Origin of the sequence: Polyangium spumosum, from assembly GCF_009649845.1 — a bacterium.
In the GTDB taxonomy this organism is placed as follows: domain Bacteria; phylum Myxococcota_A; class Polyangia; order Polyangiales; family Polyangiaceae; genus Polyangium; species Polyangium spumosum.
Map to the genome: position 1 here is coordinate 559220 of NZ_WJIE01000006.1, position 24032 is coordinate 583251.

General features: G+C 71.3%; 18 protein-coding genes. 7 read left to right on the top strand and 11 right to left on the bottom strand.

Annotated features, from left to right (window positions below):
• Both GF068_RS23175 and GF068_RS23180 read right to left on the bottom strand, forming a co-directional pair.
• Entirely contained in the window at positions 1-1488 is a 1488-nt protein-coding gene (locus GF068_RS23175; protein WP_170319628.1) for a Kelch repeat-containing protein, read from the bottom strand.
• Positions 1489-1603: 115 nt separating this feature from the next.
• Entirely contained in the window at positions 1604-2818 is a 1215-nt protein-coding gene (locus tag GF068_RS23180; RefSeq protein ID WP_153821606.1) for an aminotransferase class I/II-fold pyridoxal phosphate-dependent enzyme, read from the bottom strand.
• Positions 2819-2948: 130 nt separating this feature from the next.
• On the opposite strand from GF068_RS23180, the gene GF068_RS23185 reads away from it, so the two are divergent.
• The 4 genes from GF068_RS23185 to polA are packed head-to-tail and all read left to right on the top strand — an operon-like array spanning position 2949 to position 9098.
• Complete coding sequence (locus GF068_RS23185; RefSeq protein ID WP_153821607.1) at positions 2949-4796, top strand: S8 family peptidase; 1848 nt, start codon at positions 2949-2951, stop codon at positions 4794-4796.
• 43 nt (positions 4797-4839) lie between these two features.
• Positions 4840-5034, top strand: a complete 195-nt coding sequence (locus tag GF068_RS23190; RefSeq protein ID WP_153821608.1) for a hypothetical protein — start codon at positions 4840-4842, stop codon at positions 5032-5034.
• The gene (locus tag GF068_RS23195) at positions 5031-6350 is read left to right on the top strand and encodes a carboxypeptidase regulatory-like domain-containing protein (RefSeq protein ID WP_153821609.1); all 1320 of its coding nucleotides are present in this window, start codon (positions 5031-5033) and stop codon (positions 6348-6350) included. Before GF068_RS23190 ends, GF068_RS23195 begins: the two co-directional genes overlap by 4 nt.
• Before the next feature lie 51 nt (positions 6351-6401).
• Positions 6402-9098, top strand: coding sequence for a DNA polymerase I (gene polA, locus GF068_RS23200; RefSeq protein WP_153821610.1), 2697 nt, complete (start codon positions 6402-6404; stop codon positions 9096-9098).
• Between the two features lie 182 nt (positions 9099-9280).
• Here the strand turns inward: polA and rpsT are convergent, their stop codons facing one another.
• The 4 genes from rpsT to GF068_RS23220 all read right to left on the bottom strand — a co-directional run bounded on the left by rpsT (position 9281) and on the right by GF068_RS23220 (position 11939).
• Positions 9281-9562 carry a 30S ribosomal protein S20 gene (gene rpsT / locus GF068_RS23205; RefSeq protein ID WP_153821611.1) on the bottom strand — a complete coding sequence of 94 codons (282 nt, stop codon included), beginning with the start codon at positions 9560-9562 and terminating at the stop codon, positions 9281-9283.
• A gap of 11 nt (positions 9563-9573) precedes the next feature.
• Complete coding sequence (locus GF068_RS23210) at positions 9574-9756, bottom strand: hypothetical protein (RefSeq protein WP_153821612.1); 183 nt, start codon at positions 9754-9756, stop codon at positions 9574-9576.
• Positions 9757-9876: 120 nt separating this feature from the next.
• Positions 9877-11355, bottom strand: a complete 1479-nt coding sequence (locus GF068_RS23215) for a hypothetical protein (protein ID WP_153821613.1) — start codon at positions 11353-11355, stop codon at positions 9877-9879.
• Positions 11352-11939, bottom strand: a complete 588-nt coding sequence (locus GF068_RS23220; protein WP_153821614.1) for an RNA polymerase sigma factor — start codon at positions 11937-11939, stop codon at positions 11352-11354. The genes GF068_RS23215 and GF068_RS23220 overlap by 4 nt, the downstream gene beginning before the upstream one ends.
• Before the next feature lie 413 nt (positions 11940-12352).
• On the opposite strand from GF068_RS23220, the gene GF068_RS23225 reads away from it, so the two are divergent.
• Entirely contained in the window at positions 12353-13690 is a 1338-nt protein-coding gene (locus GF068_RS23225; protein ID WP_240807222.1) for a S41 family peptidase, read from the top strand.
• On the opposite strand, the gene GF068_RS23230 is transcribed toward GF068_RS23225, so the two are convergent.
• The 5 genes from GF068_RS23230 to GF068_RS23250 all read right to left on the bottom strand — a co-directional run bounded on the left by GF068_RS23230 (position 13687) and on the right by GF068_RS23250 (position 20462).
• Complete coding sequence (locus GF068_RS23230) at positions 13687-14943, bottom strand: FAD-binding protein (protein WP_206079524.1); 1257 nt, start codon at positions 14941-14943, stop codon at positions 13687-13689. The two genes, GF068_RS23225 and GF068_RS23230, sit on opposite strands and share 4 nt — an antisense overlap.
• Positions 14940-16655 carry a glycerol-3-phosphate dehydrogenase/oxidase gene (locus tag GF068_RS23235; protein WP_153821615.1) on the bottom strand — a complete coding sequence of 572 codons (1716 nt, stop codon included), beginning with the start codon at positions 16653-16655 and terminating at the stop codon, positions 14940-14942. Before GF068_RS23235 ends, GF068_RS23230 begins: the two co-directional genes overlap by 4 nt.
• Before the next feature lie 29 nt (positions 16656-16684).
• Positions 16685-17395, bottom strand: coding sequence for a glycosyltransferase family 2 protein (locus tag GF068_RS23240; protein WP_153821616.1), 711 nt, complete (start codon positions 17393-17395; stop codon positions 16685-16687).
• Positions 17396-17400: 5 nt separating this feature from the next.
• Positions 17401-18729, bottom strand: coding sequence for a protoporphyrinogen/coproporphyrinogen oxidase (locus tag GF068_RS23245; RefSeq protein ID WP_153821617.1), 1329 nt, complete (start codon positions 18727-18729; stop codon positions 17401-17403).
• A 101-nt stretch (positions 18730-18830) separates the two neighbouring features.
• Positions 18831-20462, bottom strand: a complete 1632-nt coding sequence (locus GF068_RS23250) for an N-acyl-D-amino-acid deacylase family protein (RefSeq protein ID WP_153821618.1) — start codon at positions 20460-20462, stop codon at positions 18831-18833.
• A 32-nt stretch (positions 20463-20494) separates the two neighbouring features.
• On the opposite strand from GF068_RS23250, the gene GF068_RS23255 reads away from it, so the two are divergent.
• Together GF068_RS23255 and GF068_RS23260 are read left to right on the top strand one after the other, a co-directional pair.
• Positions 20495-21667 carry a hypothetical protein gene (locus GF068_RS23255; RefSeq protein WP_153821619.1) on the top strand — a complete coding sequence of 391 codons (1173 nt, stop codon included), beginning with the start codon at positions 20495-20497 and terminating at the stop codon, positions 21665-21667.
• A 95-nt stretch (positions 21668-21762) separates the two neighbouring features.
• Positions 21763-23751, top strand: a complete 1989-nt coding sequence (locus GF068_RS23260) for an aconitase family protein (RefSeq protein WP_153821620.1) — start codon at positions 21763-21765, stop codon at positions 23749-23751.
• Positions 23752-24032: the final 281 nt, after the last annotated feature.

The following is a 24032-nucleotide window of genomic DNA, read 5'->3' on the forward strand; positions in this document are numbered from 1 at the left end:
TCAGGGCAGGATCGACGGATCGAGGATGCCGCCGGTGTTGGTGACGGCGCCGCCGGGCGTGACGCCGCCCCAGATGATCATCTTGCTGTTCGTGCTGATGGCCGTGTGGTGCGCGCGGCCCATGGGCGCCGTCGGGATCGGCTTCGCGCTCCACGCGTTCGTCATCGGGTTGTAGAGCGCACCCGTGTTGAGGTAGGTGCCGCCCACGTTCTGGCCGCCCCACACGATGAGCCGCGGCGCGATCCACACGGCCGTGTGGTACTGCCGGAGCTCGGGCGCGCCCTCGGTCGTCATGAAGCTCCACTCGATCTTCGGCTTGTAACGCGCGCCGATCGAGGCGGGCCCGAGCATGTCGTAGCCGCCCCACACGATCATCTCGGTGCCCGTAAACTCGGCCGTGTGGCGCGCGCGCGCCGGCGGCTGGCCGTCCTTGACGACGCTCCAGACGCCGGTGCCCGGATCGAACTCGGCGCCGTCGCCGAGGTAGGTGACCTCGACGCCGTTGGAGCCGTAGCCGCCGAACACGATCATGTCCGAGCCGGTCCATACCGCCGAGTGATCCGAGCGCGCGCTCGGCGGCGTGCCGCCCGCCGGGATCGGATCCCAGCGATCCTCGGTGACGTCGTACGCGCCGCCGTCGCCGAGGTAGTTCGTCCCGTCGAACCCGCCCCACACGAGCACCTTCGAGCCGGTCCACACCATCGTGTGCCCGGAGCGAGGCGAGGGCGCGCCGGCCGTGGTCATCGTGGACCACGTGTTCGAGATGGGGTTGAAGACGCCGCCCGACTGGAGCGGGCTGCCGTTCTCACCGCCCCAGACGACCATGTGCGTGCCCGTCCAGACGGCGCGCGCGCGTGAGCGCGGCGCGGGGACGTTCGCGGTGCTCGTGGGCGTCCACTTGCGCGTGGCGAGGTCGAACATGCCGCCGCTGTTCGTGGTGCCGCTCGGCGTGTTGCCGCTCCACACGATCATCGTCGCGCCGGTCCACACCGCGACGTGATGCGAGCGCGCGGCGGGCGCATCCTGCGTCGGCGTCGGCTCCCAGGCGTCGGCGCACTTGCCCTCGGTGCACGCGCCGAAGCAGGCCTGCCCGCACGTGCCGCAGTCCTGGCTGTCCGATTGCAGATCGACGCAACGCGCGGGCTCGCCGCAGAACGAGTCGCCCGCGTTCGGGCAGACGCACTGGCCCTCGGAGCAGACCGTGCCCGGTCGGAAGGAGCAGTCCGTGATCTCGAGGCACTCGACGCACGTGGCCTTCTTTGTGTCGCAGACCGCGGTGGGCGCGGGGCAATCGGAGTTCGAGACGCAGCTCGTCGGCACGCCGCCGCCGTCTCCGCCCGCCCCGCCTGCACCTGCGCCCGCGCCGCCCGTGCCGCCGGTCGGCTCCACGCCGGGGAGGGTCAAGATATCCCCACATGCCCCGAGCAGCATCACGAGCGCTGCCGAGACACCCACGAGCCCCCACGGCCTTTGGCGAGTCGCACCCATCTCGAACCTTCCCATTCTCACGGCCTCCGAGGCGCGCCGCGCGGACGCGCCGATGGAGCCGAGACCTTACCAGAACGGTCGAATTTCGTCGCGGTCGTCGAGGGAGGCCGCGGCGTCAGGGATTCGTCGCTCGCCGCAGGCCGTCGACGAGGCGCTCGATGTCCCGCTCCGGGACCGAGCAGAGGCCGACGCGGAGCGCGCCCTGGACCGGGACGACGAAGATGCCCTCTTCGCGGAGGCGCGCGGCGGCGCGCGGCGCGTCCTCGCAAAACACGGTGCTGAAGAACCCGCCGTCGATGCGGGGATAGGCGAGGCCCGCGGCGGTGGCGAGGGTGTTCCAGCGCGCGACGCGGCGGTCGAGGAGGTCCTTCCACGTGGCCCGCTCGGCGTCGACACGAGCGCGGAGCTCGGGATCGGAGAGGACCTTGGCGATGGCGTTCATGCCGGCGGCGTTGCAGTTCGACCAGGTGCCGCGGCTCGCGTACGTGAGCGCGTTCTGGACACGCGCGCGCTCCTGGGCGTCGGGGCAGAGGGCGACGAGCGCGCCGACGCGCAGGCCGTACTGGGTGAACGACTTCGACGCGGACCATGCGAAGAGGACCATGGCCTTCTCCGCGAGGCGGAGCGCCGGCGCGAAGGTGTCGGTGAGGTTCGCCTTCGCGTACCGTCCGTAAGCGACGTCGAGCAGGACGGTGATGGGCCCGCGCGAGGCGGCGCGCCCGACGACGTCGACGATGCCGCTCCAGTCTTTTTCGTCGAGCGAATAACCCGTAGGGTTGTGGCAAGGCGTGTTCAAAAAGACGAGGGCGCGCCCCTGCGCGTCGAGGACGCCGCCGAGCTTGCGCTCGAAGTCGGCGACGTCGAGGCGGCCCTTGTCGTCGAACATGCGGAAGGTGGCGAGGGTGCGATCCGCCTCGTCCGCGAGGGTCTTGTAGGGGCCCCAGTAGAAGCCCGTCGTGAGGAGCATCTGCTGCGGCTCGAGGAACGTCGTGATCGCGTGGCGCAGCGCGCCGGTGCCGCCGGGCGTGGCGACCGCGGTCGCGAGCGAGGCCTCGGGGCGGCCCGCGAAGAGGTCGTCGATCACGCCCTGCAAGAAGGCCTGCGGGCCGGCGATGGGCGCGTACGCGGCGCCGACCTCGGGCGGGAGCGAGCGCAGCGCTTCGACCACGGCGCCGATGATCGCGAGCTTGCCGTCGTCGTCGAGCAGCGCGCCGACCGTCGCGTTGATGACCGGCTCACCGGACTTCTTTCTTGCCTGCGCTTCCGCGTTCAGCGCGAAGATGGGGTCGTCTGCGGGGCGCGCGGTTCGCGAGGGAATCAAGAACTCCATGGAAGCGGCCGCTACCACGACTTCGGTAGTGCTGCCAAGCCGCGCACGCGCCGCGATGCGTCCAAGGTCGCCCCGCTCGGCGGCTTCATGCCCACGGGACCCGGCTTCCGCGCTGCGCTAGGATAGCGGCATGCGAACGCCTGCCGCTCTCCCGACCGCGCTCGTCGCGACGCTCGTCGCCTCCGCGCTCGTCGTCACCGTAAGCGCCGCGAGCGCCCAGCGACCCGAGCGCTCGCTCGTGGATCCCTCGCGTCCGAGCGGCACGACGACGACCGTCGAGGAGCTGCTCGGCCCGCTCTACGAGCCGGTCGCGATCGCGACGGAAGGGTTCTTGTCGACGCCGGAAGGTCTCGGCGAGACGAGCTGGGACGTTCCGGGGCAGATCGTGGTGGACGCTCGGGACGACCTCGACGCGCCCTCGCTGCTCTCGCTCGCCGCGGACTTCGGGCTCGCCTTCACGCCGACCGATCTCGAGCCGACGACGAAGATGCAGATCGCCAGCGTGCCTGCGGGCGACATGCAGAGCGTGCTCGATCGCCTCTCGCGTGATCCACGCGTCGAGTTCGCCGAGCCGCTCGCGAAGGTCCGCGCGTCGTTCGTGCCGAACGATCCGCTCGCGGGCGAGCAGTGGCACATGCAGCGCATCGGCGCGCAGCGGGCGTGGGACTTCTCGGCCGGCCGCGGCGTGACCGTCGCCGTCGTCGACACGGGCATCGCCTGCGAGGACCACGGGCCGTACACGAAGGGCAGCGATCTCGCCGCGACCGAGTGCGCTCCGGGCTGGAACTTCGTGACCGGCACCGAGCACGCGAACGACGATCAAGGCCACGGCACGCACGTGGCCGGCACGATCGCGCAGTCGACGAACAACGGCATCGGCGCGTCGGGCGTGGCCTTCGGCGCGCGGCTGATGCCTGTGAAGGTGCTGAACGAGAACGGCTGGGGCACGACGGCGGACGTGGCCGACGGCATCCGCTGGGCCGCCGACAACGGCGCGCACGTGATCAACCTGAGCCTCGGCGGCCCGCGCAACGCGAAGGTGATCCAGAAGGCGATCGACCACGCGAGGAGCATGGGCGCGGTGGTCGTCGCCGCCGCGGGCAACACCGGCGGCAGCGTGCAGTACCCCGGCGCCTCCGACGGCGTCATCGGCGTCTCCGCGACCGATCCGAACGACAAGCTCGCCTCGTTCTCGTCGCGCGGCGAGGGCGTGGATCTCGCCGCGCCGGGCGTGAAGGTCGTGCAGCAGACGGTGTGCAACAAGGGCCGCAACAAGTGCGAGCAGTTCCCCGGCTGGAACGGCACGTCGATGGCGTCTCCGCACGTCGCCGGCGCGGCCGCGCTGGTGATGGGCCTCGGCGTGACCGACCCGGCCGCGGTCGAGGACGCGCTGCGCAAGAGCGCGCGCGTGGTCGACAGCTCCGACGGTGGAAAGAAGCTCTACGGCGCGGGCGTGCTCGACGCGGCCGAGGCGGCCGTGTCCGTGACGAAGCAGCACGCCTTCACGCGGCTCGTCGCGCTCGTCCTGATGACGGCCTTCGTCGCGCGTGCGGCGCGCAAGAAGAACAAGGACGCGAAGAGCCCGCTGCGCCTCGACTTCCTCCTGCCCGCGCTCGCAGCGGGTCCGGGCCTCTTCTTCTTCGCGCCCTGGCTCTTGCCGCGCGCGGACTTCTGGGTCGACGTCGCCGCGCGCCCGATCGCGGACCTCGATCTGCTCGTGGGCGTCTCGCTGCACCGCTTCTTGCCGCTCGCGAACGCGCTCGTGCCCTTCCTCTTCACGGCCGTGTTCTTCGGCGTGAAGCGGCTGCGTCCGGCCATCGCCGGGCTCGCCGTGGGCACGGGGGCGTACCTGCTCTCGCTCGTCGCGCTCGGCGACGCGGCCGGCCCCTTCGGTCGCGTGGCGCTCGTCGCGTGGTGCGTCCTGAACGCGGCTCTCTGCGCCTGGATCGCGCGCACGAACCTCGCCGAGACCCGCTAGCGTCCCGCCGGCTGGGCACCCTTCGCTCGGTTATAGTCCGCGCATGCGTTCGCGATCCTTCCTCGTCCTCTGCGTCCTTTCGCTCCTCGGCTGCGGCGGCTCGTCCAGCGAGACGCCGTGGCCTGCCGAGCCCGAAGGGCCTGCGCTCGGCCCCGCCGGTGAGACCTCGCCCGGCGAGCTCGACGACATCAAAAGCGCCGCGCCCGACGCAGGCGGGGAGCCAGGCGTCGAGCCGTGACCGCGCCCCGGCGCGCCTGGTCGTACGCGCTCGCGACCTTCGTCGCGATGCTGGTGCTTCCGCTCGTCGTGTGGCTCGTCTTGCCGCGCCCCGGTCCGCCCGCGAAGCCGCCGCGCCCGCGCGCCACCGCCGCGGCCCTCGCGACGCCCGAGCACGTGCCTGCGGCGAGCTCGACGCCCGCGCCGCGCGCTCCGTCGAAGCCCGCGATCGCCAAGGAGGACGAGCTGCCGGCCGAGGACGAGGTGACCGGGACCGTGGTCGACTCCGACGGGCAACCGGTCGCGCGCGCGGCCGTCGGCTGCGACGATCGCGGCGCGCAGATGACGACCCTGAGCGACATGGAAGGTCATTTCCGCCTGCCTGCGGAGGCCTCGGGGTGCCTCGTCGTCGCGCATCACTCGCAGCACCCTTCGTCCGAGCGCGTGCGCGTCGAGCTCGGCAAGGACAACGTCGTGAAGCTCGGCGCGGGCGGCGCGATCGAGGGCGTGGTCGTCGACGAGCAAGGCGCGCCGGTGCCGTCGTATCGCCTCACGGTCGAGCTCTTCTTGCCGAACACCGAGGGCGTCGACATCGGCGTACGTGGTCGGCCGAGGAAGGTGGACGACCCGGCAGGGGCGTTCCGCATGGAAAAACTCCCGCCGGGGAAGTACGTGCTCGGCGCGAGCGCGGAGGGGCATCCGCCGGGCAAGAGCGAGACGGTCGAGGTCGAGGTCGGACAGACGGCGCGCAACGTGCGCATCGCCCTGCCGCGTACGGCGACGCTCTCGGGCACGGTGCTCGACGAGGAGACGAAGAAGCCCATCGCGGGGGCCACGGTGCGGCTCGACGGCATCGCGGGTGGTGGAGGCTTCGACATCGCGACGCCCGTGACGACGGACGCGGAAGGCGCGTTCTCGCTCGTGGGCGTGCCGCCTGGGCCCTTCTCGGTGCGCGTGGAGCACGCGAGTTACAAGAGCCGGATCGTGCCGGGTTTGACCACGCGCGGCGCGTCGACCATCCGCGAGGACATCACGCTCCGCGCCCGCGGCGACGGCGGCAGCGAGAGCGAGCTCGAGGGCATCGGCGCGATCCTCGTGCCCACGGCGACTGGCATCGTCGTCTCGTCGCTCGTCGAGAACGGCCCTGGGGCGAAGGCGGGGCTCCAGCGCGGGGACAAGCTTCTGCGCATCGACGGCGTATCGGCCCTCGAGATGACGCTGCCCGACGCGATCCAGAGGCTCCGCGGGCCCGCCGGCTCGCGCGTCACGATCTCGGTCGCGCGTGAGGGCGAGGCAAGCGTCGAGGTGATGGTGACGCGCGAGCGCATCGAGCGGTAGCGTTCGTCCGGTCGATCTATTCGCCTCGTGGCCGTGCTACATGCTCGGCCCATGGTCACCCGCAAGGCCGAGCTGCCGCCGCCGGGCGCGCCCGATGTCCTCTACATCATCGACCTGTCGGGGTACGTCTTCCGCGCCTACCACGCGATCCAGACGCCCCTCACGAGCCCCACGGGCGAGCCCACGCACGCCACCTACGGCACCGTGAGCATGCTGTCGAAGCTCGTCGACGAGCGCAAACCGGCGTTCCTCGCGGTCGCGATGGACTCGCCCGGGCGCACGTTCCGCGACGATCTCGACGAGCGTTACAAGGCGCATCGCCCCGCGCCGCCGCCGGACCTCCACGTGCAGATGGCGCGCTGCAAGGAGATCGTCGAGGCCTACCGCATCCCGATCTACATCGCCGAGGGCCTCGAGGCCGACGATCTGCTCGCCGTCGCGGTCGCGCGCGCGAAGGAGCGGGGCCTGCGCGTCGTGATCGTGAGCAGCGACAAGGACCTGATGCAGCTCGTCGACGCCGATCGCGTGATGCTCTGGGACGGTCGCGACAAGGTCTACGGCCCGACCGAGGTCGAGGAGAAGTTCGGCGTGCCGCCCGCGCAGCTCCGCGACCTGCTCGCGCTCGTCGGCGACACGAGCGACAACGTGCCCGGCGTGCCCGGCGTCGGCTTGAAGACGGCCGCGGACCTCTTGAAGGAGTTCGGCACGCTCGACGGCGTGTACGCGGGGCTCGATCGCGTCAAGCGCCAGAAGATCCGCGACAACTTGCGCGAGCACGAGGCGGACGCGCGCCTCTCGCAGAAGCTCGTCAGCTTGCACATGGAGGCGGAGGTCGACTTCGACTTCGAGGCCCTCCGCTACGGCGGCGCTGACGTCGCGCGGCTGCGGGCTCTCTTCACGGAGCTCGGCTTCACGCGCTTCATCAAGGCCGTGCCCGCCTCGGCGCCCGTCGGCGGCAAGCGGCGCGCGATCACCACGCGTGACGAGCTCGCAGCGTTCGCCGCCGAGGTGCAGAAGGCCGGCAGGCTCGCGATCGAGGTCCACGCGACCTCGCGCGAGGCCATGCGCGCGCACGTCTGCGGCCTCGCGCTCGCCCACGAGCGTGGCCAGAGCGTCTACGTGCCGATCGGCCATCGTTACCTCGGCGTGCCGGCGCAGCTCGTCATGGCCGACATCGCCGCGGTCCTCGGCCCGATCCTCGCCGACCCCGCGATCGTGAAGCTCGGCCACGACCTGAAGTTCTCGGACGTCCTCTTGCGCCGGCACGGCCTCTCGCTCCGCGGCGTCACGTTCGACACGATGCTCGCGAGTTACCTGCTCGACGCGGAGGCCTCGCACGAGCTCGCCGACGTCGCCGAGCGCGACGCGGGCGTGAAGATGCAGCCCTTCGAGGAGCTCGCGCCGAAGAAGCGCGGGCAAGCGCAGCGCGCGCTCGACGACGTCGAGATCGAGCAAGCGACCGGCTACGCCGCCGCCTTCCCCGAGGTGGTGCTCACGCTCGCCGAGCAGCAGACGCCGCGCCTCGAGGCCGCGCACCTCGGTGACCTCTTCACGAAGATCGAGCTCCCGCTCGCGTCCGTGCTCGCGCAGATGGAGTACACGGGCGTGCTCGTCGATCCGAAGGCGCTCGCCTCGCTCGGCGAGGAGATGGCCAAGGAGCTCGCGGTCCTCGAGAAGCGCGCGCACGACGCCGCGGGCAAGGAGTGGAACCTCGCCTCGCCGAGGCAGCTCGAGACCATCCTGTTCGACGAGCTCAAGCTGCGCAGCCTGCGCAAGACGAAGACGGGCCGCTCGACGGACGCGGACGTGCTCGAGCAGCTCTCCGAGGATCACCCGCTGCCGGGGATCGTGCTCGAACATCGCGCGATCGCGAAGCTCAAGGGCACGTACGTCGACGCGCTTCCGAAGCTCGTGCACCCGGAGACCGGGCGCATCCACACGCGCTGGAGCCAGGCCGTCGCGGCCACGGGCCGCCTCTCGTCGCAGGACCCGAACCTGCAGAACATCCCGATCCGGACCGAGCTAGGCCGCCACATCCGGCGCGCGTTCGTGGCGCCGCCGGGGTACGTCGTGCTCAGCGCCGACTACTCGCAGATCGAGCTCCGCGTGCTCGCGCATCTGTCGAAGGACCCGGTGCTCGTCGACGCCTTCCGCACGGGGCAGGACGTGCACACGCGCACGGCGATGGAGATCTTCGGCGTCGAGGCCTCCGAGGTGACGGCCGAGATGCGCGCGCGGAGCAAGACGATCAACTTCGGCGTGATCTACGGCATGGGCGAGGCCGCGCTCGCGAGGCGGCTCGACATCCCGCGCGCCGATGCCGCGCGCTTCATCGACGCGTACTTCCAGCGTTACCGCGGCGTGCACGAGTTCATGGAGCGCACGATGACGGAGGCGCGGCACACGCAGGTCGTCCAGACGATGCTCGGTCGAAGGCGCATGGTGCCCGACGTGCACAGCTCCGATCGCGGCCGGCGCGCCTACGCCGAGCGCATCGCGCAGAACACGCCGATCCAGGGGTCGAGCGCGGATCTCTTGAAGCTCGCGATGGTTCGTCTGGGCGAGCCGGTGGTCCCGGGCGCGCGGATGGTCCTGACGGTCCACGACGAGCTCACCTTCGAGGTGCCCGCGGATCGCGTGGAGGAGGCGAAGGAGAAGGTGCGCGAGGTGATGGAGACGGTGTTCCCGCTCGACGTGCCGCTCGTGGTGAACGTGGGCGCGGGGTCGACCTGGGCCGACGCACATTAGCCCCCGGCCGACAAGCCCTCATCCCTCACCCCTCACCCCTCACCCCTCACCCCCAACCCCTCTCCCGCGCGCGGGAGAGGGGAGGGGAGGGGAGGCGGCGGAGACAAAATGCAACAAACCGCCGCACGCCTCGATGTTTCGAGGTGTGTAGCGGTCCGATGCTTGCTCGGCCGAGGCCGAGATCAGCCGCGGGTCTCGACGGCCTTGCTCGCCTTGTGCAGCGCGCGGGCGAGGCGACCCTGCAGGCGCGAGGCGCGCTTGCGGGGGATCGTGCCCTTGTGCGCGGCCATGTCGAGCGCGCCGATGGCCTCACGAACGGTGTTCGTCGAGTCCGCGGGGGCGGCCACGATCTGGGCGCGCGCCTTCTTCAGCTCGGTGCGGAGGGCGGACTTGGCGGCGCGGTTACGAGCCGTCCTCTTGATGCGCTGGCGGTTGCGCTTTTCGGCAGATGCGTGATTGGCCATGGAGCAAATCCCTACTTCTTCGCGGTCGCGCTCGCCGCCGTGGGCCGGGCATCGGGCGCGTTCGGGTCGTAACCCTCGAGGTGGATCGGAAACTTCGGCGTGCCGTGTGCGCGGAGATCGCGCTTGCGGGCCGTGCCTGCGCGCCGCGCCTTCCGCTTGCGGATGCGGCTGCTTTGCTGCGTTGCGGAGACCATGGGGGGGCGGAGTCTATTCGGAGGGCCCGCCCTGTCAAGGCAAGACGGGTGTTTTCCACGCGATCCGTCGCGCCGGCCGAACCCCCCTTTTGTTGGGCCCGGCCGACGCGATACGGCCGTTCAGGGCCGGATCGTCACGCCGACGGTGAACGAGGGCTTCGAGAACGCGCCGACGTTCGCGCCCTTCAGCGCGGACTTGACGCACCCGCTCTGCCCGTTGCTCGCGGCCCAGCCCGTCACGCTGACGTTCGACACGGAGCCGCTCGACGAGAACGTGATCTGCGCGCGTGACACGTCGTCCGCGCCCGCGACGCACGCCTTCGCGCCGCCCATCACCGAGCCGACCGCGCTCGCGACCGAGCCCTGCGAAGGTTGCTCCGGGATCGTCTGGTTGCCCTTGTTGTTGCCGGCCGCGGGGACCGCGTCCTTGGGTTCGTCGTTCGTCTCGGTCGAGCCGCCGACGGCCTGCGCCATCGCGCCCGCGAGATCGCCGGGCTTCGCGCCGATCGTCGGGGCCGGGCCCGTGAGCGCCTTCTGCGTGTCGGCCGCGGCCGGCGTGGGCGTCGCCGCGGCGACCTTGCCCGGATCTTCGCCCGCGGCGCCCGCCGTCGGCTGCGCGGCCTTCTGCGCGTCCGAGGGCGAGGGCTCCGTCGGCAGCGAGTCCACGGACAAACCCGTCGGCGCCGGCGGCGGCGCCTCGGCGATCTTCTGCTCGACCGCCTTCGGCGCCTCGGCTGCGACCGCCGGTTTTTCCTGCCCGACGTTCGCCGCCTGCGTGTTCTCCTTCGAGCCCTGGCCGCGCATCACGATCGCGACCGCCGCGGCGATGCCGACGACCGCGACGAGGATGCCCCACGTCGCGCCGCCGCCCTTCTTCTCGGCCTTCTTCTCGCGGGCCTCGGCGAGGCTCGTGACCTTGCCGCTCGCCGCCGCGGCCTTCTCGTCGCCGTCGAACGCGAGGTCGTGCGTCGCGGGCTTGGCCTTCTCGGCCGCCGCGATCTGCTCGGCCGTCGCCGTCTTGTTGATGAGGTTGAGATCGACGACGCCCGAGTCCTCCTTGCCCGCCTCGGAGGCCTTGGGGGGAGGCGCGGAGGGCAGCGGCGTGCGCGTGACGGGCGCGGGAGGCGCCTCCGACGGCGGCTTGCTGATCGCGGCCGGCGGGATCGAGGAAGGGCCAGGGATGCTCGCTCGGGACGCGCCCGCCTGGCTGGCCCTCGCGGCGAGCTCCTTCAGCGAAGGTCGCTTGGAGGTCGCAGCGCTCGTGGGCATGCTCTCGGGGGGCTTGGCCGACGAGCCGGAGTTCGAATCCTGAGACATCTTTTTTTCTCCTGAAGCAACAACAGGCCGCGCGGGGCCCTCCGAAGCAATCGAGCGTTCTGCCTCCCCCTCCTCTGGCGACAGCACAGGCGGCGCGAGCAGCGCCGAGAGCGCCGCGTCGTCCGCGCGCGGAGCGGCCTGTGCAGCCGCGACGATCGAGGCCGAGCGCTCCTCCCAGGCCGCGTCGTCCATGGACGGCGCAGGCCAGGAGCCGAGGAGCGTGTCGACCTTGGAACCGAGATCGGTCTTGTCGGTCTTGTCGATCTTGTCGTGGGGGCTCATGCCGCGTCCCCTCCAAACCCTTGCTTTTCGAGATGCTCGCGCAGCTTGCGCCGCGCTTCGTGCACGCGCCACGCGACCGTGCCTTCGGGACAATCGAGCACCCGCGCGGCCTCTTCGTGGCCCATGCCGTCGATGCACACGAGGACCAGCGTGGTCCGGAGCGTGTCCGACAGCTTGTCGATGCCCTCGCACAGCGCCTTCGTGAGCTGACGCTCCTGCGCGATGCGCGCCGGATCCGAGCCGTGCGACGAGCGATGCTCGGCGAGCAGGGGCTCGATGCGCGGGTCGTCCGCGGGCACGGCGTCGCGCTTCGGCTTGCGGGCGCGGATGGTGTTGAGCGAGAGGTTGACGGCGATGCGATAGAGCCACGTGAACGGCTCGCTCCGGCCGTCGAAGCGGTCGAGCGCCTGGTAGGCTCGAACGAAGGTCTCTTGCGTCACGTCCTCGGCCTCCGCGCCCGTACGCACGAGGTGGAACGCGAGGCGGAAGATGCGCCGCTGGTAACGCTGCACGAGCGTCCCGAACGCTTGCGCGTTCCCGGCGCGTGCCTGCTCCACGAGCTCACGATCCGTCGGTTTGCCCATCTTGGAAGGCTCGCTGGTGCGTGAAACGAAGGGAGGGCGCCCTGGGCGGGTCCCGCCGCGGCCGGACCACGCACGACTTCCGTGAGTCCGACGAGGAGCGCGAAGATGTGATCTGCCCGAAATCCGTGGCCGGGGACGAGGGATCGCCGAGCGGAAGGACCCCCGAGAGGGGCGGGCCTTGCCCCCGACGGTCTCTCCGATGAGCGCCCCGAGCCACGTTCAGGCGCGCGAACATAACCGAACATGGCCGGTTGGACAAAGCAACGCGCCGATGCTTGGGACGAGCCTGGCCCTCGGGCGCCTGGATTTTGCTGCCCCCGGCGGGCGCGCGTCACGACGGGGGCCCCCTCGCCAGGCTCCTCGGCCCCGGCTGCCGAGCCGTGATCCAGGCCGCGGGCTGCTATGGTCGGGGCATGCGCATGTCCGCTCCCCGATGGCTCCGGACCGCCGGACTCGTGCTCGCCGCTTTCGCCGGCGGCGCGGTGACGAGCCAGGCCGTACACGCGAGGAACCAGGCGAGTAGCCCGTACGACCCCTTCGACCAGCTCTCCTGGGTGCTCGTGCTCGTCGAGAACCACTACGTGGATCCCGCGCAACGAAACAAGATCGTGGAGGGCGCGATCAAGGGGATGGTGGCCGAGCTCGATCCGCACTCGGCGTACATGGACCCGAAGGAGTACGCGCTCTTCCAGAGCGACACCGAGGGGAAATTCGGCGGCATCGGCGTCGAGGTCGACTTCCGCGACGAGCGCGTGACGGTGCTCGCGCCGATGGAGGGTTCACCCGCCGCGCGCGCCGGGGTGAAGCCCGGCGACGAGATCGTGGCGATCGAGGGCAAGCCCGTGCGCGGCGAGCGGCTCGAGAAGATCATCGGGTTGATGCGAGGCCCCGCAGGGTCACGCGTGCGGCTCACGCTGCGCAGGCAAGGCGTCTCGGAGCCGATCCAGCTCGACCTCGCGCGCGAGGAGATCCACGTGGCGAGCGTGGTGGGCAAGCGGCTGGACAACGACGTGGGGTACGTGAAGCTGCGCCAGTTCCAGGCCGGGACGCACGAGGAGCTCCTGCGCGTGACGAAGAAGCTGCGCGAGGAGAGCCAGCGGCCGCTGCGCGGCGTCTTGCTCGACATGCGCAACAACCCCGGCGGGCTCGTCGACGAGGCCGAGGCGGTGGCCGACGAGATGCTCGACACGGGCCTCATCTACACGACGCGGCATCGCGGCAAGGTGATCGACACCGCGAAGGCGAACGGAGGCGGCGCGCTCGCGAACCTCCCGATCGTGGCGCTCGTGAACGAGTACTCGGCGAGCTCGTCGGAGCTCGTCGCAGGCGCGCTGCAGGACAACCGACGCGCGCAGGTGATCGGGTCGTCGACGTTCGGCAAGGGGAGCGTGCAGACGATCTTCGATCTGCCGGGCGGCGCCGGGATGCGGCTCACGACGATGCGCTACTACACGCCGAGCGGTCGGTCGATCCAGGCGCAAGGGATCAAGCCCGATGTGGTGGTCGAGGCGAGCCGGCCGCTGCAGCCCGGCGAGGTGGTGCGCGAGAGCGACCTCGACGGGCATCTGCCCGCAGAAGCAGGCGGCGGGACCGGGAACACGAACGTCGCGCGTGGGCCGATCGTGCGAGCGACCGCCGACGATACGGGGCCCGCGCGCGACGTGCCGACGGACCCGACGAAGGGCTCCGACTTCGTGCTGGCCACGGGCTACAAGATGCTGATCGAGCGGCTCGGGACGGCGGCGCGTTAGGCAGAGGCTGCAGCGCGGCCCGCGCGCAGGCCCGACGTGACGGCCTCGAGCAGCGTGCGCGGGCGGCCCGCGAGGGCGTCGCCCGCGACGAAGAGGCCCGGCGCGGCGCGGCCGCCGGGCGCATGTACGCCGACGGCTTCGAGCGCGGAAGGCGCGGCGTCCCTGGGCCACGCGGTCTGATCGAGCTCGGGGCCTTGCATCGAAGCGACGACGTCGAGCGGGCCCCGGCCGAGCGCGAGCGCGACGGGCGCGTCGATCGAGAGCGCGAAGGGGACACGGCCCCTCGGCGGGAGGTCCTCGCCGGCTCCATGCTCGGGAGGCTCGTAGACGATGCCGCCGCCCGCGACGCCGCCCATCGCGATCACCACGGCGTCGGCCGCGATCCGCGCGGTGTCGTGCGAGCGCGTGAGGAGGAAACGCGCGCCGTCGTGGACGAGCGAGACGGCGCGGTCGCGGATCCGCTGCACGCCGAGCGCGTCGAGCAGCCTCTTCTGCGCCGCATCGAAGCGCAGGCCCGCCGCAGAGCCGACGCCGACGAGCGCCTCGCCGACGGGAACACCGACCCGCGCGGAGAGCTCTGCCGCGCTCGCCGCGCGCGCGCCGAGCCAGGAGCCGAGCAGCACCGCAGAAGCGGGTTCGCCGTCGCGGAGGCGCGTCTCCGCGCCGATGGCCTCGCGCAAACGCTCGGCGAGCCAGCCGATCCGCGCCGGGTCGTCGTGCCGCGCCGCGAGGTCTCCGTCGGAGATCCGCGCCTCGTCGGCGAAGCGCAGGACGGGCGCGTCGAAGGCCTCGAAGCGGAGGCCCGCGCGGCGCGCGAGCGGATCGTCGGAGAGCGTCGCGGCGATGGCGTCGGCGTCCCAGCCGGCGCGCGGGGTCCGGGGCAAGAGCACCCGCTTGCCCCGGAGCGCGCCGAGATCGAGCAGGCCCTTGTCGCGGCCACGCGCGGGGCGAAGGCGGCCCGCGACCGTCGCGACGAACGGAGGCGGGGCCTGATCCGGCAGGTCCCAGATCCCGAGCGCGTCGGAGAACGATTGGACCTCCAATGAAATGGCGTGGAGCTCGATCGGGCTGCCGAGCGTACGCGCCGCGCGCACGCGCTCCTCCCAGGGCACGTCGTCGACGGCGCCGCCGCCGAGCGAGCTCGCGCCCGCGCCGGCCGAGACGAGGACGACGTCGGCGCCGCTGTTCTTCGCGGCGAACGCGGCCGAGAGGCCCGCCGCGCCCGCGCCGAGGACGAGGACCTTGTGGCTCACGCGGCCTCGCCTTCTTCGAGGTCGCGCGCGTCCACGCCGAGCTCGGCGCGGACCGCGGCGATCGCCAGCGCCTCCTGCTGCGCCTGCTCGGGCCCGAGCGCGACGGCGCGGGTCTGCGCCTGGCGCGCGAGGAAACGCGCTGCTTGTTGCAGGCCCTCGCGCGGCGGCAGCTCGAGCTCCTGCGCCACGATTTGCCCACAACGCGCGGCGCAACGCATGCCGCCGCACGCGCCGAGGCCGAGCCGCGTCCTGCGCGCGACATCGGAGACCGAGCGGGCCCACTCGGTCCGCACCACGTGCCGCACCTCGGCCTCGATCACCGGCTCGCACGCGCACACGATCGCCGCCTCGCGGGGACGCTCGTGCACGCGCTCGGCGATGCGCAGCGAGCGTGACCCGTGCCGGAACACGAGCCGCCGCGCCGCGACGGGATCGATCTCCATCCGCGCGGCGAGCTCGATCGCGTCGACGGGCGCGTCGCCGCCGGGCAGCGGGCGCTCGTGCGTGGCGCAGCGCGCGCCGAGGTCGAAGCGCGCCGCGAGGACGTCGGTCATCTCCTCGGCGAAGATGCGGTAGCTCGCGAGCTTGCCGCCGATCATCGAGTAGACGCCCGGCGCCTGGTGCTCGGCGTGGTCGACGATCTCGTGCTCGCGCGAGAGCCGATCCTCGTGCGGGCCGTAGGCGTAGAGCGTCGGCCTGACGCCGGCGTAGGTGCCGATCGCGCGCGCCGTGTGGATCTGCGGGAAGACGCGGGCGACGCCCTGCACGAGGTAACGCACCTCCTCGCTCGTCGCGCGGACCTCGTCGAGGTCGCCGTAGAAGTCGTCGTCGGTCGTGCCGACGATCGTCATGTTCTGCCAGGGCGCGACGAAGATCTGCCGGCCGTCGATGGTCTGCGCGGCGACGGCGTAGTTCAAGAGGCGCCGGTCGTAGACGACGTGGATGCCCTTGCCGGGGCGGACGCGCGCGCGGGTCGGCGCGACGCGGCCGAGCGACGCCGTGATCGGGGCCCACGCGCCCGTCGCGTTGATGACCGTGCCCGTGCGCAGCGAGCCCGTCCCGCCCGTGCGCCGGTCGCGGTAATGGACCGCGACGACCTCGCCCGTGTCCTCGCGCCGCTCGATCCGCTCCACCGTGCAGCCGACGAAGATACGCGCGCCGCGCTCGCTCGCGTCGACGGCGTTGGCCGCGCAGAGCCGCGCGCCGTCGATGCCCCACTCGTCGAAGCTGATGCCGCCGACCATGTTGCCGCGCAGGCCCGGCTCGAGGCGCTGCATCTCCTCGGCCGTGAGCATCGCGTGCTTCTTGCCGTGCTTGAGCGGCTGGTAGCGGTCGTAGGCCTCGAAAAACGCGTCGATGAGGGCGAACATGATCTTCGCGCGGCCCTTGTTCTCGACGGGCATCAAGAACGGGACGCGGTGAAGCATGTGCGGCGCGATGCGCTGGATGTAGCCCGAGTCGCGGCACGAGGTCGCCGTCACGTTCGGGTCGTTCAGCATGTACCGCGGGCCGCCGTGGATGAGGCCGCTGTTGTTGCCGCTCGCGCCGAAGGCGAGGTCGTTGCGTTCGAAGAGCGCGACGCGCAGGCCTCGCATGGAGGCGTCGCGGGCGACGCCGGTCCCGTTCACGCCGCCGCCGATCACGACGACGTCGACGTCGTGGTCGGATCGGCGAGGCTCGGCTTTGGCGGAGTTCTTGACGGGGCGCGGCATGGTGCGCGTCATAGCACGCCGGCCCGAGGCTACCCCTTGATCCGGATCGCCCAGGTGAGCTTCGCCAGGCTCTTCAGCACATTGGGCACGCGCTTGGCGAGGTTGATCGAGGGGGGACGCTTTTCCTTCACGCGGACGGGGATCTCCTGGATCGACAGGCCGTGCCTGTAGGCGCGGATCACGAACTCGCTCGCGAAGACGTCCTTCTCGACCACACACGCGCGGGCGATCGGCAGGAGCGTGCGCCGCCGGAACGCCTTCAGCCCGTGCGTGTCCGTGCCCTGGAAGCCGAGCGTCACGCGCAAGAGGCCGTTGTAGAAGATGCTGGCCGCGTGACGCGCGAGCGGGCGCTCGTCGGCCGAGCCGTCGAGCAGCTTGGAGCCGATCACCATGTCCACGGAGCCTTCGCTGAGCAGATCGACCGCGCGCTTGTGGAAATCGGCGTCGCAGAGGTCGATCTCGTCGCAGAGGACGAGCTCGCCGCGCGCCTCCTCGACGATCCCTCGCTTGAGGGCGCCGCCGTAGTTCGGCTCGCCGAACGAGAAGAACCGGACCTCGGGGTATTTCGCGGCGAGCTCGGCCGCGATCTCGACCGTGCGGTCGCGCGAGCCATTCTCGGCGAGTACGATCTCGTAGGACCAACCAAAGGGGCGCAGCCGCTCGCGCAGGTCGACGACCGCGGCGTGCAGGATGGCCTCCTCGTTGTAGACGGGGATGACGATCGATATCCGGGGATCCATCGGGCTCACGGCTCCTCCGCCGCCCCACCGCCGAGCGAGGAGACGGCCTTCGTCGCGGCGTCACGGCCGAAGCGCAGCGCGTCCTCCATCGACGAGTAATTCCATCCGCCGTACCGGCCCGCGGTCACGATGCCGTTCGCCTCGAGGAACGGCAAGACGACCTCGAGCGACTCGAAATACGCGTGGTCGAAGATCACGTAGGCATGGTCGATGCGGCGCAAGCGGGCGAAGCGGATCTGCTTCGGCGCGTCGATGAGGCGCATCTCCCGCAGGCCCTCGGCGACGCGGGGCAAGAGCGCGGGGAGGTCGGGCTCGCTCCGGTCCGCGAGCTCCACGTAGAGGTTCGCCTTGCCAGGCGGGGCCATCGCGTCGGAGAAATTCGAGTAACAGCCGACCCGGTAAAACGGATATTTCTCCTCGGGCACGTACACCCAGTGCAGCGGCTCTCCGCAGGGGCCGTCGAGCGCGACGTCGAGGTAATACAGGTGCGTGCAGCGCAGGCGGCGCGCGGCCTCGACGACGTTCGCCGGGGCGCCTGCGAGCCGCTCGACGAGCACGTTCAAGGGCGCCGTGGAGACGAGCACGTCGTACGGCACGGCCTCGTCCTCGAAATGGAGCTCGCGCGCCCTCCAATCGATCGATCGTGGCGCGCGGCCGAGCTCGATCCGCTCGGGCAGGCTCCGGGCCATGCCCTCGGCGAGCGCGCCGATGCCGAGGCGCGGATAGACGAACCGCGTGTTGTACCCGAGCTCCCGGTCGTTCAGCCCCACCGCGCCGGCGAGCACGTCCTCGAGCTTTGGCAGCGGCACGAACCGCGAGCACCACGCGGCCGTGATCTCCCGCGGAGACACGCCCCAGAGCCGCGTGTTGTAGGGGATCATGAAATGCTTGCTGATCCCCTCGCCGAAATGCTGGAGGCAAAACTCCTCGAAGTTCCTCGGCGCGGGTTTGTCGGCGTTATGGTGCGCCCGAACGAACCCGTGCAGGCACTCGTAGGCGACCTCGGGCGGCAGGCCGAAGGTGTTCGCCTGGAAGGGATACCGGGTGTAGGTGCCGTGCGACCAGATGCGCGAGCGGCGCTCGACCTCGACCCAGTCGTCGCCGATCCAGCCGAGCGCGAGCGCGCGCAGCTCCGGATCCCGCAGGTGCAGGAGGTGGCCCGTCCGGTCGAAGCGGTAGCCCTCGTCCTCCAGCGTGATCGCATGCCCGCCCGGCCGGTCGAGCCGTTCGAAGATACGATGCGACGCGCCCGCGCGGCCGAGGTGAAACGACGCCGACATGCCAGTCAGGCCAGCGCCCAGGATCGCGACGGGGGTGCGGGGAGAACGAATCATCCGGCGTTATCGGCAATCCCCGCGTCCGCATGCGGGGGGCGCCGGACTCTAGCAGGCATTCGCCGGCTCGGAAGGAGGGATGCGCACACCACCTCCGAGGTCTAGCGCCGCCGCAAGACGCGGCCGCGTGGTCGGTCGAGGTGCGTGGTGTTGTGGTCGACGACGACGTGGCCCGCGAGGATCACCTTGTTGATCCCCACGGGCGGCGCGTTCGGGCCGCCCTCGCCGACGCGGCGCGGATCGAAGAGCACGAGGTCGGCCGCGTGGCCGGGCGCGAGGCGACCGATGCCCGGAAGGCCCACGCGCTCGGCGGGGAAGGACGTCATGCGGCGGACGGCCTCTTCGAGCGAGAAGAGGCCCTGATCGCGGCTGTAGCGGCCGAGCACGCGCGGGAAGGTGCCGAAGGAGGCGGGGTTGTGGAAGCGGCCGCGGCGCGTGAGGATCGCGTCGGTCTCGAACGCGCAGAGCCGGTGCGAGAGCACGGCGCGCAGCGGCTCCTCGTGCGCGTCGTCGCCCGAATAGGTCCCGATGAGCACACGCGCCGAGCCTGCGCTCTCGCGCGAGACGTGGACGTAGGCGTCGAAGGGCGAGACGCCGAGGCGGCGGGCGATCTCCGCGATGTGCAGGCCTTCGAAGGGCTCGAGCGTGGCGCTGCCCGCGCCCCAGGTGACGGTGATGTCGGACCAGTCGAGCCCGAGCGCGAGGCGGAACATGGTGAACTCGCGCCGCAGCCGCGCGAGGACCTCGGGGTCGCGGATGCGCTCCTCGAAATGGTCGAGCACCCACGCGGGCAGGATCGCGTTGATGGTCGTGTTGCCGACGGTGTAGGGGAAGGCGTCGAAGGCGACGTCGACGCCCGCGGCGACGGCCGCCTCGATGCGCCGGAGCACGGCGGGGTAGGTGCGCCAGGTCCGGCGGCCGATGAAGATCTGGTGCGAGAGCTGCAGGCGCGCGCCGCCTCGTTTCGCCGCCGTGACGAGCTCGTCGACGGAGCGCACGTTGTGCGGCTTGCCGAGCAGCATCGGCTTGTAGAAGGGCGAGATCCACACGTAGGCGCGGCCGTGCACCGTGAAGATCGCGCCCTCGTCCGCGACGACGCTGCAAAGCGAGGCGAGCTCGTCCGCGTCCGCGAACACGCCGGGCTTGTAGGCGAGGCCGGCGGAGAGGCCAAACGCGCCTTCGCGCAAGGCCTCGCGTGTGGCGCGCCGGAGCGCTTCGAGCTCGCCCGGCGAGGGCGCGCGTGGCGCGTTGCCCATCACCGATTGACGGATCGTCCCGTGCCCCGCGAGGAACGCCACGTTGAAGGCCACGCCGCGCGCCTCGATCGCGTCGAGCATCTCGGCCGTCGAGCGCCACGTGTAGGGGAAGGCGCGGTCGCGCAGGATCTCCGACGAGGCGTCGGCGAGGCGCGTGGAGGCGTCCGTGACGGGCGCGAGCGAGTGGCCGCAGTTGCCGACGACGAGCGTGGTCACGCCCTGCCGCAGCATCGGCGCGAGGATCTCGCCGTGGTCCTCGAGCGGCAAGAGCCAGTCGGCGTGCGAGTGGATGTCGACGAAGCCGGGCGCGACCACGAGGCCGCGGGCGTCGAGCGTCTCCTTTCCCGTGATCGCGCCGGGGACGGTGAGCGCCGCGACGCGCCCGTCTTTGACGCCGACGTCGGCCACGAAGCGTGGCCTGCCCGTGCCGTCGATGACGTCGCCTCCGCGCACCACGAGGTCGAATTCGTCGGCCATCCCGGGCAGGCTACCACGCTAGGATAGGGGCCGTGCTTGCCGTCGCCCTCGTGGTTTGCCTCCTGCTCGCGGCCGTCCTCGTGCTCGTCCTGGTGAGGCTCGGCCGGAAGCACGACGCCGAGCGCGCCGAGCTCGATCGGCGCTTCCTCGCGCTCGGCGAGCAGCTCTCCGCGGAGAAGGTGGATGGCGCGCTCCGGGTCACGTCGCAGGGCCGGCCGTTCCTCTTGCGGCTGCGGCACGGGCGCGGAGGGAGGGCGGAGCTCGAGGTCGAGGCGGATCTCCACGAGGGCCAGGCGCCGCGGCCGCCGATCGTGATCCGGCGCGAGACCTCGGTCGACATGCTCGGCAAGAAGCTCCGGATCAACCGCGAGGTGCAGACGGGAGACGTGGCCTTCGACGCCGCGGTGTACGTCGAGTCGGACGCGCCGGACGAAAGCGTGAAGCGCGTGCTCGGCGAGGCGGGCGTGCGAGGGCACGTGCTCGCGCTGCTCGATCGAGGTTTCTCCGCGGTCGCGATCCACGACGGCGCGGGGAAGCTCCGCGCCGCGCGGGAGGCGGGTGATCGGTTCGACGCGGAGGCGCTCGCTCGGGTGTGCGGCGAGCTCGGGGCGATCGCGGATGCCTTGCCTGCGCCCTCTTCGAGGCGGGCTCCGCCGTCGCTCTGGCTCGCGGGGCCGGTCACGGCCGTGGTGTCGGCGGTGCTCGCGTTCGTGGGGTTTTACCTCCTGTCGTGGGCGCGCGGCGTCTACTTCCCGCTCGGGAGCCGGGCCGCGGCCGTGGGCGCGGCGCTCGGGCTCGTCGCGTGGCTCGGCATGATGCCCTTGGTGGGCGTGCTCGTGCGTGGTCGCTCGGTGAGCTTTCGCCTCTTCGGCGCGTGTTTTGGGCTGCTCCTCCTCGCCTTGCCGCTCTCCGGCGCGGGGACCGCGATCGCCATGAACGGCCGCATGGACGAGAGCGCGCCGACGTGCCGGCAGGCGCGCGTGGCCGCGAAGGGATCGCGGACCTACCAGACGAGCACCTCGTATTTCGTCGAGCTCGACGGCCTGCCGGTGGAGGCCTCGTCGGTCGAGCTGCCGGTCCAGCGCGAGCTCTTCTCCTCGCTCCACGAGGGGCAGGACGTGTTCGTCGAGGTGGGCCGAGGTCACTTCGGCTGGGCGTGGCTGAAGCGGATCCGCCTCGACGACGTCGGCTGCGGCAGGTGGTAGGAGCCGCGCTGCCACGACGCGTCAAGGCGCCGGAAAAATTTGCGGAGAGTCCCGGATTGGATCTCGTACGGGATCGGATTAAAACCGCGAGGAACATGCCCATCCCCCGCCGCACGTCGGTCCGCCCGAGCGGACGTATCCTGTACCTGACCGAGGATCCCGAGGCGCTGAAGCTCCAGCTCGCGGGCGGCTCGATCGAGTTCGACCCCGACGAGCACGCCCTCGTGAACAACATCTCGACGGACGAGCTCACGCCGGGCTGGGTTTGTTACTACTACGACGAGACGCTCGCGCGGTATTGCCTCGTCGGTCTGCGCGGCGGGCTCATCGAGCGTGACGCGATCAAGAGCGGCGGCTTCGGCGTGATCGTCAGCGGCCGCTCGAAGGGCTGCGGATCCTCGCGCGAGACGGCGCCGTACTCCGAGCGCGAGGCGGGCATCCAGATCGTCGTCGCCAGGAGCATCGAGAAGATCTACGGGCAGAACTGCCAGAACATCGGCCTGCTCACGACCACGGATTTCGGCGTCCTCGACCGCGTCCGCGCTGGCGAGGAGATCCCGATCGGCGAGTTCACGCGTGGGCTCGACCCGATCAGCCGCGACGTCGTCGAGTACGGGGGCCTGTTCACGTACAACAAGGCGCGCCTCGCCGGTGAGGTCTCGCCGCCGACGATCGACACGCCTTCGCGGCCGATGACGCTCTGCGAGAAGATCATCGCGGCGCACGCGATCGTGGACGCGAAGACGGGCAAGATCGGCGTCGCGGCCGTCAAGCCTGGCGACGCTCTCTTCGTGCGCACCGACGTCCGCTTCTCGCACGAGTACGTCACGCCCATGGCCGAGTCGCTCTTCCGGGCGGGCTTTGGCCCCGACGCGAAGGTCGAGGCGCCGGAGAGCGTGTACGCGTTCCGCGATCACCTCACGTTCCTCGACCTCGTGATGTCCGACGCCCACAAGAAGATGGGCCTCCGGGAGCAGGCCGCCTCGCTCGCCACGGTGCAGGAGGCCTTCACGCAGAAGCACCACGTCAAGCTCTACGGCGAGGTCGTGCGTGGAGGAAAGACCGTGGGATCCGAGGCGATCTGCCACAACAAGGTGATCGAGGAGATCGCCCTGCCCGGTCAGGTCGTGGCGGGCACGGACTCGCACACGTGTATGGCGGGCGCGCTCGGCTGCTTCGCGTTTGGCGTGGGCTCGACGGACATGGCGAACGCCTGGCTCACGCGTGACATCCGCGTCGCCGTGCCCGAATCGGCGCGCTTCAACTTGCACGGCAAGTTGCGGCCGGGCGTCACGGCCAAGGACGTGATGCTCTACCTGCTCTCGCAGCCGTTCTGGAAGAGCGGCGAGGGCATCGGCAAGGTGCTCGAGTTCGCGGGCGAGGGCGTGCGCGCGATGGGGCTCGACGAGCGGGCGACGCTCACGAACATGGCCGTCGAGGCGGGCGGCTTCACGGGGATCATCGAGGCGGACGAGGTCGTGGTCGACTACCTCGTCAAGCAACGTGGCCTCGACGCGGACGAGGTGCGCGCGCGGATCGTGCGCGCGGACGAGGGCGCGACCTACATGGCCGTCTTCGACGTCGATCTCGGCGCAATCGAGCCGATGGTCGCGACCCCGGGTGACCCGCGCAACGGCGTGCCTCTGCGCTCGCTCGAGGAGGTCGCGGGTGGCGCGGTGAAGATCAACGTGGCCTACGGCGGCTCGTGCACGGGCGGGAAGAAGGCGGACATGGACATGTACGCCGAGGTCCTGCGCGCCGCGGTCGAGCGGGGCAAGCGCGTGGCCGAGGGCGTGCACCTCTACATCCAGTTCGGCTCGCAGGACATCCGGAGGTACGCCGAGCAGAAGGGTTACATCGAGATCTTCCAGCGCGCGGGCGCCGAGCTCGTGGACCCTTCGTGTGGCGCCTGCATCAAGGCGGGGCCGGGCGTGTCGTTCACCGCGGACGAGGTGACGGTCTCGGCGATCAACCGGAACTTCCCCGGGCGATCGGGGCCCGGCAAGGTGTACCTCGCGAGCCCGCTCGTGGTCGCGGCGAGCGCGATCGCGGGGCGGATCGTCGAGCCTGCGGCGATCGCCTGAGTCCTCGCGGGACACGACTCGGCCCTCGCGGGACACGACTCGGCCCTTGCGGGACACGACTCGGCCCTCGCGGGACACGACTCGGCCCTCGCGGGACACGACTCCGCCCTTGCGGGACACGACCCCGCCCTTGCGGGACACGACCCCGCCCTTGCGGGACACGACTCCGCCCTTGCGGGACACGACTCCGCCCTCGCGGGACACGACCCCGCCCTTGCGGGACACGACCCCGCCCTCGCGGGACACGACCCCGCCCTTGCGGGACACGACTCCGCCCTTCT

Bases quoted from the DNA above. Each gene is read 5' to 3' on its own strand.
- GF068_RS23215 (WP_153821613.1), bottom strand. From the start codon at position 11,355: ATGAGCCCCCACGACAAGATCGACAAGACCGACAAGACCGATCTCGGT.
- GF068_RS23245 (WP_153821617.1), bottom strand. From the start codon at position 18,729: ATGATTCGTTCTCCCCGCACCCCCGTCGCGATCCTGGGCGCTGGCCTG.
- polA (WP_153821610.1), top strand. From the start codon at position 6,402: ATGGTCACCCGCAAGGCCGAGCTGCCGCCGCCGGGCGCGCCCGATGTC.
- GF068_RS23240 (WP_153821616.1), bottom strand. From the start codon at position 17,395: ATGGATCCCCGGATATCGATCGTCATCCCCGTCTACAACGAGGAGGCC.
- GF068_RS23220 (WP_153821614.1), bottom strand. From the start codon at position 11,939: ATGGGCAAACCGACGGATCGTGAGCTCGTGGAGCAGGCACGCGCCGGG.
- GF068_RS23225 (WP_240807222.1), top strand. From the start codon at position 12,353: ATGCGCATGTCCGCTCCCCGATGGCTCCGGACCGCCGGACTCGTGCTC.
- GF068_RS23185 (WP_153821607.1), top strand. From the start codon at position 2,949: ATGCGAACGCCTGCCGCTCTCCCGACCGCGCTCGTCGCGACGCTCGTC.
- GF068_RS23250 (WP_153821618.1), bottom strand. From the start codon at position 20,462: ATGGCCGACGAATTCGACCTCGTGGTGCGCGGAGGCGACGTCATCGAC.
- GF068_RS23190 (WP_153821608.1), top strand. From the start codon at position 4,840: ATGCGTTCGCGATCCTTCCTCGTCCTCTGCGTCCTTTCGCTCCTCGGC.
- GF068_RS23180 (WP_153821606.1), bottom strand. From the start codon at position 2,818: ATGGAGTTCTTGATTCCCTCGCGAACCGCGCGCCCCGCAGACGACCCC.
- rpsT (WP_153821611.1), bottom strand. From the start codon at position 9,562: ATGGCCAATCACGCATCTGCCGAAAAGCGCAACCGCCAGCGCATCAAG.
- GF068_RS23175 (WP_170319628.1), bottom strand. From the start codon at position 1,488: ATGGGTGCGACTCGCCAAAGGCCGTGGGGGCTCGTGGGTGTCTCGGCA.
- GF068_RS23235 (WP_153821615.1), bottom strand. From the start codon at position 16,655: ATGCCGCGCCCCGTCAAGAACTCCGCCAAAGCCGAGCCTCGCCGATCC.
- GF068_RS23260 (WP_153821620.1), top strand. From the start codon at position 21,763: ATGCCCATCCCCCGCCGCACGTCGGTCCGCCCGAGCGGACGTATCCTG.
- GF068_RS23210 (WP_153821612.1), bottom strand. From the start codon at position 9,756: ATGGTCTCCGCAACGCAGCAAAGCAGCCGCATCCGCAAGCGGAAGGCG.